Raw genomic sequence first — 13,113 nt, forward strand, 5'->3', positions numbered from 1 at the left:
CCGGGCCACGTCACAGTGAGCGATGGAGACCGCAGCGGGCGACTCCCCACCGACAGGGCGCGAACCATGACCACACCGCTCCTCCCCACCGACCCGGCCGCCATCGGCCCCTACACCGTCACGGCCCGTATCGACAGCGGCGGACAGGGCACCGTCTACCTCGCCCGCGCCGCCGACGGCACCCGGACGGCGGTCAAGGTGCTGGGCCGCACCTGGGAGGGCGACTCCCGCCAGCGCGACCGCTTCGCCCAGGAGCTCACCGCGGCCCGCCGCGTCGCCCCCTTCTGCACCGCCGCCGTCCTGGACGCCGACATGGACGCCGACCCGCCCTACATCGCCAGCGAGTACGTACCCGGCCCCACCCTGCGCGCCGCCGTCGAGAACGGCGGCCCCCGCACCGGCCCCGACCTGGACCGGCTGGCCATCGCCACCATCACCGCCCTGGCCGCCGTCCACGAGGCCGGGGTCGTGCACCGCGACCTCAAGCCCGGCAACGTCATCCTGGGCCCCGACGGCCCCCGCGTCATCGACTTCGGCATCGCCCGGCTGGTCGACGCCACCCGGCAGACCACCACCGTCGCCGGGACCCCCGCCTACATGTCCCCCGAGCAGATCCGCGGCCGCGCCGCGGGGCCGGCCGGCGACCTGTTCTCCTGGGCCTGCGTCCTGGTCTACGCCGCCACCGGCCACCGCGCCTTCCACGGCGGGACCACCCTGGCCATCGTCGACCAGGTGCTCACCTCCCCTCCGGACCTGACCGGCGTCCCCGACCGGCTGCGCCCCGTCCTGGAGCGCTGCCTGGACAAGGACCCCGACCGGCGGCCCACCGCCATGGAGGTGCTGGGCGCGCTCATCGGCGGCGGCCCCCTGCCCGCGGCCACCCCTGCCACCCTGCTGCTGGAGCAGACCTCCACCGCCGTGGACACCGACACCGCCCGCATCCGCGCGGTCCCGGAGGTGCCCGGACCCCGGCGGGGGGCCGCACCCCCGTCCGACGGCGGGCCCGCCACCGGGCCGCTGCCCCCGGTCGGCCCCGCCGGGGGCGCCCCCGAGGGCGGGGCGGCACCCGGGGAGACCGCCGGAGGACCCTGGCGGACCGGGCCCGCCGCACCCGGGACGGAGACACCGCGCACCCGGGTGTCCCCGCGGACCGCACCCCGCACCGCGGGCCACAACCGCCCCGGCGGACCGCCCGACGGCGCTCCCCCGGCACCCGCCGCGGAACGGCCCCGGCGGCGGCGCCCCGCGGCCGGGTGGGTGACGGCCGGGGCCCTGGCGGTGCTCGCAGCCCTGGGCGGCGCGCTGTTCTGGGTCTACGTCCAGAGCACTCCCCCGCCCGTGGAGCCGGTCGGCAACACCCCGACCTCCGAGGAGGTCGCGGTGGTCCCCTCCGCCTCCGGCGAGGGGCCCGTGGAGGAGGCCCCCTCCGAGGGGGAGGGCACCGGCGGGGAGGGCGGCACCTGGACACCGCCCACCGAGGAGACCGGCGGGACCGGGGGCGGTACCGGGACCGACTGCCACACCGACCCCCACCATCCCGACTGCGTCACGGTCGACCCGACCGACTGCGGGACCGACCCCGACGCCTGCTGGAACCCCGGCACGGGCGAGGGTGAAGAAGGCACCGGTGAGGGGACCGGGACCGGTGATGGAGGGACCGGCGGCGGAACCGACGGGGGGACCGGGGACGCGGGCACTGACACCCACGGGGGTACGGACACCGAACTCCCGTGAGCCGGGGTCCCGGGAACCGGAGATCTATGGAATGTCCGAAACCGCCACCTTTACGAGGTAGATCACATTCGGACGCGGCGACACCCGCCCGAAGACACCGTTGACACCCCGTGGGCGCCCCCCATAAGTTGTCATTGACAACATCCTCTTCGGGAAGAACACACAGAGCACTATGGACGCCCACGTCAACGGCTCACCCGCCACCGTCCCCGACTCCCCCGCCACCAGCGCCGCCGCGCACATCCGCGACGGCCTGGGCCTGACCGGCACCAAGATCGCCTGCGGCACCGGCGTCTGCGGTGCCTGCACGGTCCTCGTCGACGGCTCCCCCACCGTCTCCTGCCTGCTGCCCGCCGACCGGCTCACCGGGCGCGACGTCACCACCGTGGAGGGCCTGGGCGGCGACCACCCCGTCCAGCGCGCCTTCGCCGCCCACGACGGACTCCAGTGCGGGTTCTGCACGCCCGGGTTCGTCGTCGAGGCGTCGGTGTTCGTCGACGCCTGGCGGGCCGAGCACGGCGACACCCGGCCCGACCGGGAGCGGATCGCCGACGCCCTGGCCGGGCACCTGTGCCGCTGCGGCGCCTACGAGGGCATCTTCGCCGCCGTGGCCGCCGCCTGCGCCGGGGAGTTCGACGGCGAGCCCGACCGGGACCCGCCGCGCGTGGACGCCCTGGACAAGGTCACCGGCCGCGCCCGCTACAGCGGCGACCACGCCCCGCCCGGCACCTGGGAGGGCGTCATCGTCCGCTCCCCGCTCCCCCACGCCCGGGTCCGCGCGGTGCACGCCGCCGACCCCGCGACCCCGCTGGTCGACCTGCTGCCCCCGGACCGCACCGTCCGCTACGTCGGCCAGCCGATCGCCGCCGTCGCCGCGCCCACCGCCGAGGCGGCCCGGTCCGCGGCCGCCGCCGTGGCCGTCGCCTACGAGCCCCGGCCCGCCGTGGCCGGTGTCGACGCCGCCCGCGCCCCCGACGCGCCCCTGGTCCACCCCACCCGGACCGACCGGTCCGGCGCACCCTCCTACGGCGAGGCCCCCACGCCCCCGGCGCCCTGGACCGGGAACGTGCGCGGCCCGGGCACCCTGAGCTGGCGCGGCCCCACCGCCGTGCGGCGGCTGCGCGCCGCCGCCGAGGCGGGCGACCCGCTGCTGGTGGCACAGGAGTACACCACCGCGACCCAGGTGCACACTCCGCTGGAGCCGCACGTGTGCGTCGCCCACTGGAGCGGGGACGGCCTCCGTCTGTTCGCCTCCACCCAGTCCGTCAGCAGGCTCGCCGACCGGGTCGCCGCCCGTTGGGGGCTGGACCGGGACCGGGTGCACGTGGTGACCGAACACGTCGGCGGCGGCTTCGGCGCCAAGAACGGCATCTCCGTCGACATCGAGGCCGCCGTCGAGCTGTCCCGGGCGGCCGGGGCCCCGGTCCGGGTCGCCTTCACGCGCGCCGAGGAGCTCACCGACGCCGGGCACCGCCCCGGCACCCGCACCCGCGTGGCGCTGCTGGCCGACCGGGACGGCGGCCTGGCCGCGATGAGCGTCGACTCCCACGGCGACGGCGGCGTCTCCGTGGGCTCCACGACCGCCACCCTGGCCTTCCTCATGTACGGGCGCGCGCCCCGCCGGGTGCGCGACTTCGACGTGGTCACCAACCGCCCGCCCGGCATGCCCATGCGCGGCCCCGGCGGACCGCCGATGGCCTGGGCGCTGGAGCAGGCCGTGGACGAGATGGCCCGCCGGCTGGACGAGGACCCCCTCGCCCTGCGGCTGCGCTGGGACGGCAACCCCAAGCGGCGCGCCCTGTACGAGCGCGCCGCGCGCACCCCGCTGTGGCGGGAGCGGCCCCGGGGCCCGCGCACCGGCCGCTTCCGGCGCGGGGTGGGCGTGGCCGCCTCCAACTGGCTCTACCTGTTCGGCCCCCGGGCGCAGGTGGAGCTGGTCGTCCGGGGCGGGGAGCTGGTGGCCCGCGCGGCCACCCAGGACCTGGGCACCGGCATCCGCACGGTGCTCTCCGACACCGTCGCCGAGCGCCTGGGCCTGCCCGCCGGGGGCGTGCGCGTGGAGATCGGCGACTCCTCGTCGGTGCACGGCACCGGCTCCTACGGCAGCCGCACCACTCCCTCCATGGGGCCGGCCGCCGCGGACGCCGCGGACCGGCTGCGCGCCGCACTGCGCGAACTCGACCCGGGCGTCCCCGCCCAAGGCCCCATCGACGAGCACGTGCTCAAGGAGGCGCTGGCCGCCGCCGAGGGCCTGAGCGTGGTGGGCGGCCGCGGCCGCGACCGGTGGGGGGCGCTGACCCCCGAGATGTCCGGCGACCTGGCCATCGGCCGGGGCATGAGCGGCGCCGTGCACGTCATGGAGGTGGAGGTCGACACCCTGCTGGGGCGGGTGCGCCCCACCCGCTGCTGGGCGGGGATCGCCGCCGGGCGGATCTACTCCGAGCGCACCGCCCGCAACCAGTGCGAGGGCGCGGTGGTGCAGGGCGTGGGCTACGCCCTGTTCGAGGAGCGCCGCCACGACCCGCGCACCGGGGCGATCCTCACCGACGACCTGGAGGACTACCGCATCCCGGGCATGGGCGACGTGCCCGAGACCGAGGTGCACTTCCACCAGGAGGGGTTCGAGCACGTCCCCGGCGGTGGGGTGGGCCTGGGCGAGGTGTCCGTGGTGGGGGTGGCCGCCGCCCTGGGCAACGCCGTCTTCGACGCCACCGGGTGGCGTCCCCGGGAGCTGCCGCTGCGCCCGGACCGACTGATCGAGGGGATCCGATGAGCACCGTCGTCCGACCCGACTCCCTGGACGGGGCGCTGGCCGCCCTGGCCACCGGGGCCCGCCCCCGCGCCGGGGGCATCGAACAGGCCGGGAGCGCCCCGGTGGTGGACCTGACCGGTATCGCCGGCCTGCACGGGACCGCCCGCGACGGGGACGGGGCGACCCGGGTGGGGGCGCTGACCACGGTCGCCGCCCTGGCCGGGCTCGACGGGTACCCGGCGCTGGCCCTGACCGCCGGTGCGCTGGCCACCCCGCAGGTGCGGGGCACCGCCACGGTGGGCGGCAACCTGCTCCAGCGCGGCCGCTGCGCCTACCTGGACCACCCGGCGTTCCCGGACGCGCACGCGCCGGGCCGGGAGTGCCCCTCCCGGGAGGGCGACCACCTGCACGGGGTCGTGTTCGACAGCGGCGGCTGCACCTCCCCCCACCCGTCGTCGCTGGCCGTCGCACTGCTGGCCTACGACGCGGCGGTGGAGGCCGTCGGCCCGGGCGGGACGCGCACGTTCCCCCTCGCCGACCTGTACGGACCCGCGGAGCCCGGCCGCGACCACCTGCTCTCCCCCGACGAGGTGCTGACGGCGGTGCTGCTGCCCGCCCCGGTACCGGGTGAGCGGGCCGCGCACCGGCGCGCGGCCGGGCGTGCCCGGGCGGAGTGGCCGCTGGTGGAGGCCGTGGTCCGGCTGCTGCCGGGCCCGGACGGGACGGTGGAACGGGCGGCGGTGGCCGTCGGGGCGGTGGCCCGGGTACCGCTGAGGCTGCCGGAGGTGGAGGACGCCCTGGCCGGGGCGGCGACGGGCGCGGCGCCCGGCCCGCGGGTGGCGGCGGCGCTGGACGCGGTCGCGGCCCGCACCACCCCGCTGCCGGGCACCCGCTACAAGGCCGCCCTGCTGCGGGCCGCCCTTCAGGACACCGTCGAACGCGCCCTGCGATAACGGGCGAACGGGCGATAACGGTCGCACCGAACAGGAGGAACGCCGCCGGGACGGGATCTCCCCCGCCCCGGCGGCGTTCTTCGCAATCCGGGAGAACACCGACACCGGAGGGAATTCCAGGAACCGGCGAATTCCTCGACCCCTTGCGTCCCATCGGCCACACGCGTCGTTCCCACACCTGAATTCACCCCAGGAAAACATCTGACCTGCGGTTTTTCGGAATCCATGAGGTATTCGAGGGATAACCCAAGGTCACAAGCCGATTCTCCGGGGAGCCTTGACACGACTCCGGGCCGATGGAAAATTGATCCCGGGAATAAGCGGAACTCACCCCCTCCGGAAACCCCCCGTTGTTTTCCACCGGGAAACACCGACCGAAGAACATCGGCCGGTGTCCCCGCGATGAACAATTCCGGCACCCCTGAAAACCGACGTGCGAATCCGGGTGGTACCTTGACCCTCCCCCCTTCCGTGCGCGACGAGAACGCGGACGACCTCAGAGAACGCTTCGCCGCATCCGGCCACCTCGTCCTCCCCGGCCTGCTGCCCGACGACCTGTGTCGGCGCCTGCTGCCCGAGGTGGACCACTGGGTCGACCGCGGGCTCCGAGAACGCTCGATCGCCTCCTCCCTGGCCCCGGACCGGCACGGTCCGCCCCCGCTCGTGGAACTGGAGATGCCCGCCCACGCGGAGCTCCTCACCTTCACGCCCCTGCTGGAGAGGATCGCCGCGCTCATGGGCGGCCCCTTCGTCCACCACCACCTGCACAGCGCCCGGCACGGCCCCGACACCGAGGGCAAGCCCTGGCACCACGACCGCGAACCGCACGACGGGGACCGCGCGGACCTGCTGATGGTCCACGCCCTGCACTACCCCGCGGGCCTGGACGCCACCATGGGGCACCTGGCGGTGCTGCCCGGCTCGCACCGCGAGCGCGCCGGCAAGACCGCGCGCGCCCACCTGGGGACCGCCGTCCTGCCGGGCGAGACCGTCATCGCCGACCTGCCCCCCGGCTCGACGGTGCTGCTCGACTCCGCCCTGTTCCACGCGCGCCGGGCCGTGCCGCACCGAGGCGGGGGCCGCGACCGCTACTTCATCGACGCCTCCTACTGCCAGGTCGGGGGGAGGTGGCGGCCCGCCAAGCCCCACTGGCGCGACATGCTGCGCCGGGCCCGCCGGCTCGAGCTGGGCGGCGACCGGTGGCCGGAGCTGTTCGCCGAGCGCCACTTCACCGAGTACAGCGCGGGCTGAGGTCCCGTGGAGCGGCTCGGAGAGGTCCCCTTCGACGAGGTCCTGGCCGCCTACCGCGGCGACCACCCGCGGGACCGGCCGCACGAGGCCAACTCGAACGGGGACGGCGAGGAGAACCTGGAGCGCGCCGAGCGGATGCTCGGCACCTGGTCCCGGGTCCGGCTGACCGCCCGGGAGGCCCTGGGCGTCGTCCTGCCCTGGCACCTGGCCGAGGGCGGGGCCCGGGAACTGGTGCCCCGCACCGGCCTGACCGTCGCCCGCGCCGCCGAGGTCCTGCGCCGGGGAGGCCCGGAGCTGGCCCGGGCCAACCCGGTGTGCGCGGCCAAGCTCGACCTGCTGGCCCGGGCGCCCTTCACCCCCGTGTACCTCAGCACCCGGCCGGTGGACCACGACGACTACGCGGACCTGCGGGTCCGCGGCGGCCTCGTCCACCTGGACGGGCTGCACCGGATGCTCGCGTGGGAACTGGCCGGACGGCTGGGACCGGGAACGCGCCTGACCGCCTTCGTCGCCGGCCTGCCCGGCACCGCCCCGCCCCGGGCCCGCCCGGGGACACCGACCGCGGAACGGAGAACATGACCGCGCCCCACCGCCCCGCCCCCTCCCTGCCCGACCTCCTCGACCTGGCCGCCCGCCGCCACCCCGAACGCCCGGCCCTGACCGACGGCGACCGCTCGCTCGACCACCGCGGGCTCCGTGCGGCGGCCCTGCGCACCGCGGCGGCCCTGGAGCGGATGGGGGTGCGCCGGGGCGACCGGGTCGCCCTGGCGGGGCCCCGCGACGCCCGGCTCCCGGCCCTGCTGCACGGGACCCTGTGGGCGGGCGCCGCGGCGGTGCTGGTCGACCCGGGCTGGAGCGGCGCCGACCTGGCCCGCCGCCTGGACGCGGCGGGGGTCCGGTACGCGCTGGCCGCCGAGGAGGGGGCCGGGATACCCGGCGCGCGCAGGGTCGAGGTCCTGGACCCCTTCCGGGCCGGACCCGGCACGGTCCCGGCGGTCCGGCCCGCCGCCGCCCCCCGCGACACCGCCTACCTGTCCTTCACCTCGGGTTCCAGCGGCGAGCCCAAACCCGTGGCCGTCACCCACGCCAACGCGGTCCACTACGCCCGCGCCCTGCGGCGGCGGCTGGGCCTGACCCGCGCCGACGCACCGCGCCTGGCCCACGTCACCACCCTGGCCGCCGACCTCGGCCACACCGCCTGGCTCCTGGCCCTGGCGACCGGCGGCTCGGTCCACGTCGTCCCCGACGGCCTCGCCCGCGACCCCCGGGCCTTCTGGCCGTGCCTGGCCCGCCACGGGACGCGCTGGCTCAAGACGACCCCCTCCCACCTCGCCGTCCTGCTGGAGGGGCGCCCCGCCGACGCCCCGCCCCTGGACACCCTGATCCTGGGCGGTGAGGCCCTGCCCCGCGCCCTGGCCGCCGACCTGCTGGAGCGCGGGGTCGCGCACCGCGTGGTCAACCACTACGGCCCCACCGAGACCACCGTCGGCGCCACCTGCTTCACCGCCCGGGAGGCCGCCGGGCTGCCGGCCGACGAGTCCACCGTGCCCATCGGCACCCCCATCGGGGACGCCGTGCTGCGCCTGGTCGGACCCGACGGGAACACCGTCGCGGGGACCGGCGAGGGGGAGCTCCTCATCGGGGGGAGCGGGGTGGCCGCGGGCTACCTGGGCCTGCCCCGGGAGACGGCCGAGCGCTTCGTCCGGATCGACGGCGGGCGCGTGTACCGCACCGGCGACGTGTGCCGCCGCCGCCCGGACGGCAACCTGGTCTTCGTCGGCCGCACCGACCGGCAGGTGAAGGTGCGCGGCTTCCGGGTCGACCCGGACGGGGTCGAACGGGTCGCCGAGGCGTGCCCGGGGGTGGCCCGCTGCGCGGTGGTGGTCCGCACCACCCCCGACGGCCCGCGGCTGGCCGCCGCGGTGCGGCTGTCCCCGGGCGGGGACCCGGAGGCCGTGCGCGCCCTCCTGCGCGAGCGGCTGCCCGACCACGCGGTCCCGGCCCCGCTGGTGGCCCTGCCCGAACTGCCCACCACCCCCAACGGCAAGCTCGACCGGGACAGGATCGCCGCGGAGATCGACCGCGTGCTCGGCTCCCGGGCCCGGGAGACCGGGCCACGGGCACCGGAGCCGGAGGCGCCGGAGCCGGAGGGGCCCGGGACCGCCGACGCGATCGCCCGACTGTGGGCCGCGGCCCTGGGTGTCCCCGCCATGGCCCCCGACGCCGACGTGCTGGCCCTGGGCGGCGACTCCATCCTGGCGATGCGCACGGTCTCCCTGCTGCGCAGGCTGGGACGGCGGGCCCGGTTCGAGGACTTCTACCGGTACCCGACCCCCGCGGGGCTGGCGCGGGCGTCCCGCCCCGGGGAGGCCGCGGCCAGCCCCGGGGCGGGGCGGGGGAGCCGGACCCGGCGGCCGAGCGGCGCGGCGGCCCCGGCCCAGCGCTGGCTGCTGGGGACCCCCCTGAGCGACCCGCGGCACTGGAACCAGTCCGTCCTGCTGCGCTGCGGGCGCCGGGTCGTCCCCGAGGCGCTCACCGCCGCCGTGCAGGCCGTCCTGCACCGGCACGAGGCGCTGCGCCGCCCCATCGGCCCGGCCGGGCCGGGCGCGCCCCGGGCCGCCGACGGCCCCGGAGCGGTGGGCTTCTCCCCGCTGCCGGACGACCCCGCGGACGCGCCCGCCGCGATCCACGGGGTCTGCACCGAGCTCCACCGCTCCCTGGACCCCGGATCGGGGCGCCTGCTGCGGGTCCACCTCTTCCGGGGCGGCCCCGGCTCGGACGACCGCCTGGCGGTGATCGCCCACCACCTGGTCGTGGACGGGGTGTCCTGGCGCATCCTGCTGGACGACCTCGCCCACGCCTACCGCCGCGCCCTGGTCGGGACCCCGGACACCGCACCGGCCGGGGACTTCTACCGCTGGGCCGCGCGGGCCCCGCAGGCCGGCCCCCGGCCCGCCCCCGCCCCCGCCCCGGCGCCGCGCGACGGCGCCCGGCCCCGGGCCCTGGTCTGGTCCCTGCCCCCGGACGCCACCACGGCGCTGTCCCGGGCGGGCGGCCGCCGGCTGGAGGCCCTCCTGCTCGGCGCCTTCGCCCGGGCCCTGGGGCACCGCTGCGGACCCGGCGGGACCGACGTGGAGGTGGAGGCGCACGGCCGGGACACGACCGCGGCGGGCGACCCCTTCCTCGACACCGTCGGCTGGTTCACCGCGGTGCGGCGGGTACGGCTGCCCGGCACGGCCTCGCCCCGGGACGTGGAGCGCGCCCTGGCGGCCGCCCCCGAGATCCCCCTGGACGCGCCCGGCGAGCGGCCCGCCACCGGCTTCAACTTCCTGGGCGCCTTCCGGCCGCCGCGGGAGCCGTCCCTGCGCTGGTCCGCGGCCCCCGAGCAGGCGGGCGTGGCGCGGTGCGACGACGGCGACACCCTCCAGGACCTGCGCCTGACCGCGCGGGTGGTGGACGGCCGCCTGGTCGCCGACCTGGTGTACGCCCACCCCCGGGTCGCCGATTCCGAGGCCGGGCAGATCGTCGCCCGCTTCGGCGCGGAGGTCGCCGCGGCCGCCGGGGCGGAGCCCCCCGCGGCGGTGCGGGTCCCGGCCTCCACCTCCGGCCAGCCGCTGCTGGCCGGGGCGCCCCCCGAACCCCGGACCCGGGTGTCCCGCGAACCCGTGCGGGTCCTGCTCACCGGCGCCACCGGGTACATCGGCGGCCACCTGCTCACCGAGCTCCTGGACCGGGGCGCCCGGGTCACCTGCCTGGTGCGCGCCTCCACCGACGCCGAGGCCGTGCGCCGGGTCGGCGGCGGCACCGGCGCGGTCGAGGCCGTGCGCGGGGACATCACCCGCGAGGGGCTGGGGATGGACGAGGCGGCCGTGCGCCGGGCCGGGCGGGCGCACGCCGTCGTCCACGCGGCGGCCGACGTGCGCCTGGTCGCCCCGCCGGCCGAGCTGGAGAACGCCAACACGGCCGCGGTGCGGCGGCTGGTGGACTGGATGGACCGGCACGCCCCGGGCGCCCGGCTGCACCACCTGTCCACGCTCGCGGTGTCCGGGACGGCGGCGGGCGGCCCCCGCACCTTCGGGGAGGCCGACCTGTGGATCGGGCAGGAGTTCCGCACCCCCTACGAACGGGCCAAGTTCGCCGCCGAGGAGGTGCTCCGCTCCTGGGCCGCCTCGGGCCGCCCCTGCCACGTGCACCGCAGCGGCCACGTCGCCGCGCACAGCCGCACCGGGGCGTTCCAGGCCAACATCGCCGACAACCGCGTGTACCAGCTGGTGCGCGGCTACGTCCTGTCCGGCGCCGCCCCCCGGCGGCCGGACGACTCCTTCGCGTTCTCCTACGTGGACACCGTGGCGGCCGCCATCGCCTCCCTGGCGCTGCACCCCCACACCGCCCCCGGCGTGTACCACGTGGAGAACCCGCACACCGTCGCCCATGATGACCTGGTGCGATGGATCAACGCGTGCGGCCACCCCGTCGCCCTCGGGGACGACGCCGCCTTCGCGGCGGCCCTGGAGCGCGCCGAGCGGCTCCACCCGACCGAGATCGGCCTGGCGGCGGCCTGGTCGCGGCTCGGGGAACGCAACGTGACCGTGGACTCCGCCTACACGGTGTCCGTCCTACGACGGCACGGCATCGCCTTCGCACCGCCCACCCGGCGCTGGTGGGCGGCCGCGCTGGCCTGGGCCTCGGACGCCGGGTTCCTCCCCCCGGTGCCCGTGCCCCGGGAGAGCGTCACCCAGTGAACAGCCGCCACTCCTTCCCACGACCCCAGGAGAGAGCCTTGACCGACCGCAGCACGCTCGAACTCGGATGGACCACCGACGACCTGGAGAACCGGCCCTCCCTGTGGACGACCCGGCTGGACGACGCGGAGCGCGACGCCCTGTGGGCCGACGCGGCGAAGGGCGACTGGAACGGGGCCGTACCGGTGCGCGAGCGCCTGCGCTCCTTCCTGTCCGGCGGGCTGGGGGCGGTCGGGTTCGCGCACGTGTCCAACGCGGCGGTGGCCTCCCGACCCGAGTCCGAGCTCGCCTCGGGCCTGCTGTTCCTGCTCCGCGCCCTGGGCGAGGTCATCCCCCAGAACACGGAGGGGGCCCTGACGCGGATCCTGCGCGACCAGGACGGCGACGGCGCCACGGAGCTGGCGTTCCACTGCGACACCTGCGACGTCCTGGTGCTGCTGTGCCTCCAGCCGGCCGCCGACGGCGGCGGCCGGACCCGGCTGGCCAGCGCCCGCACCGCGCGCGACATCATCCGCCGCGAGTACCCCGGCGCCCTGGCCGAACTGGAGGGCGACTGGACGTTCGACCGCACCGGCCGGGCCGGGGAGCAGGTGGTGGTCACCCCCATCCTCTTCACCGGGCCGGACGGGACGTCGAACTGCTACTACCAGCCGCGCACCGTGCGCACCTCCCCGGAGCGGGGCGGCCCCCCGCTGACCGACCGCCAGTGGGAGGCCCTGGAGACCCTGGACGGTGTGCTGTACCGCCCCGAGGTCGCCTTCACCCTCGGCATGGAGGCGGGCGACCTGCTGCTGCTCCGCAACAGCCGGGTCCTGCACGCGCGCACCGCCTACACCGACGAGCCCGGGCCCCGCGCCCGGCGGATCCTGCGCGCCTGGATGAGCGCGGAGGAGCTGTGAGCGGCACGGGGCGCGGCGTCTGCGTCGTCACGGGGGGCGGCAGCGGCCTGGGGCGGGCCGCCGCCCTCGCCCTGCTGGGGGACGGGTGGCGGGTGGTCGTGGCGGGCCGCCGCGAGGAGGCCCTCAAGGAGACCCTGCGGCTGGCCGGGAGCGACGCCGGGAACGCCCTGGCCGTGCCCACCGACATCCGCGACCCCGAGGCGGTCCGGGCGCTGTTCGCCGCCGCGGTCCGGGAGCTGGGCCGGGTGGACCTGCTGTTCAACAACGCGGGCGCGGCCGTCCCGCGGGTCCCCGTGCCCGAGGTCGACCTCGCCGACTGGCACACGGTCCTGGACACCATCGTCACCGGGACCTTCCTGTGCTCGCGGGAGGCGTTCCGGGTGATGCGCGACCAGTCCCCGCCCGGCGGCCGGATCATCAACAACGGCGCGCCCTCCGCCCACGTGCCCCGGCCGCACGCGATCGCCTACACCGCGGCCAAGCACGCGGTCCTGGGCATCACCCGCTCCCTGACGCTGGACGGGCGGGCCCACGGCATCGCCTGCGGGCAGATCGACGTCGGCAACGTCGCCCCCGCGGACGGGGGGCCTCAGCCCGCGGCGCTGCAGGCCGACGGCTCCACGGCCGTGGAGCCGGTGATCCCGGTGGAGCGGTTCACCGAGGCCCTGCTGCTGATGGCGGCGATGCCGCCGGGGGCGAACGTCCACTCGCTCACCGTGCTGCCCACCGCCATGCCCTACACGGGAAGGGGCTGATCCCGGCTCCGCCCCCCTTGCCCGGCA

Annotated in this window: 8 protein-coding genes; all 8 read left to right on the plus strand. The window is 77.4% G+C overall.

Features of this window, described 5'->3' with window-relative positions:
• Nucleotides 1–66: 66 nt before the first annotated feature.
• Nucleotides 67–1,734: a serine/threonine-protein kinase gene (locus tag KGD84_RS16570; RefSeq protein ID WP_255646604.1), complete on the plus strand. Its 1,668-nt coding sequence runs from the start codon at nucleotides 67–69 to the stop codon at nucleotides 1,732–1,734.
• A gap of 172 nt (nucleotides 1,735–1,906) precedes the next feature.
• The gene (locus KGD84_RS16575) at nucleotides 1,907–4,507 is read left to right on the plus strand and encodes a molybdopterin-dependent oxidoreductase (RefSeq protein ID WP_220561341.1); all 2,601 of its coding nucleotides are present in this window, start codon (nucleotides 1,907–1,909) and stop codon (nucleotides 4,505–4,507) included.
• Nucleotides 4,504–5,439, plus strand: coding sequence for an FAD binding domain-containing protein (locus KGD84_RS16580; RefSeq protein ID WP_220561342.1), 936 nt, complete (start codon nucleotides 4,504–4,506; stop codon nucleotides 5,437–5,439). The genes KGD84_RS16575 and KGD84_RS16580 overlap by 4 nt, the downstream gene beginning before the upstream one ends.
• 471 nt (nucleotides 5,440–5,910) lie before the next feature.
• Nucleotides 5,911–6,690 carry a phytanoyl-CoA dioxygenase family protein gene (locus tag KGD84_RS16585; RefSeq protein ID WP_220561343.1) on the plus strand — a complete coding sequence of 260 codons (780 nt, stop codon included), beginning with the start codon at nucleotides 5,911–5,913 and terminating at the stop codon, nucleotides 6,688–6,690.
• 6 nt (nucleotides 6,691–6,696) lie between these two features.
• Nucleotides 6,697–7,269, plus strand: a complete 573-nt coding sequence (locus KGD84_RS16590) for a DUF6309 family protein (protein WP_220561344.1) — start codon at nucleotides 6,697–6,699, stop codon at nucleotides 7,267–7,269.
• On the plus strand, nucleotides 7,266–11,432 hold the full coding sequence (locus KGD84_RS16595; RefSeq protein ID WP_260697135.1) for an SDR family oxidoreductase: 4,167 nt from the start codon (nucleotides 7,266–7,268) through the stop codon (nucleotides 11,430–11,432). The genes KGD84_RS16590 and KGD84_RS16595 overlap by 4 nt, the downstream gene beginning before the upstream one ends.
• Nucleotides 11,433–11,470: 38 nt before the next feature.
• Nucleotides 11,471–12,331, plus strand: a complete 861-nt coding sequence (locus KGD84_RS16600) for a TauD/TfdA family dioxygenase (protein WP_255646605.1) — start codon at nucleotides 11,471–11,473, stop codon at nucleotides 12,329–12,331.
• Nucleotides 12,328–13,086 (plus strand): SDR family oxidoreductase, encoded by a 759-nt coding sequence (locus KGD84_RS16605; RefSeq protein ID WP_255646606.1) that lies wholly within the window; start codon nucleotides 12,328–12,330, stop codon nucleotides 13,084–13,086. The genes KGD84_RS16600 and KGD84_RS16605 overlap by 4 nt, the downstream gene beginning before the upstream one ends.
• The last annotated feature ends 27 nt before the right edge of the window (nucleotides 13,087–13,113 follow it).

It is taken from the genome of Nocardiopsis changdeensis (genome assembly GCF_018316655.1).
Classification (GTDB): Bacteria; Actinomycetota; Actinomycetes; order Streptosporangiales; family Streptosporangiaceae; genus Nocardiopsis; species Nocardiopsis changdeensis.

Bases quoted from the DNA above. Each gene is read 5' to 3' on its own strand.
- KGD84_RS16570 (WP_255646604.1), top strand. From the start codon at position 67: ATGACCACACCGCTCCTCCCCACCGACCCGGCCGCCATCGGCCCCTAC.
- KGD84_RS16580 (WP_220561342.1), top strand. From the start codon at position 4,504: ATGAGCACCGTCGTCCGACCCGACTCCCTGGACGGGGCGCTGGCCGCC.
- KGD84_RS16575 (WP_220561341.1), top strand. From the start codon at position 1,907: ATGGACGCCCACGTCAACGGCTCACCCGCCACCGTCCCCGACTCCCCC.
- KGD84_RS16595 (WP_260697135.1), top strand. From the start codon at position 7,266: ATGACCGCGCCCCACCGCCCCGCCCCCTCCCTGCCCGACCTCCTCGAC.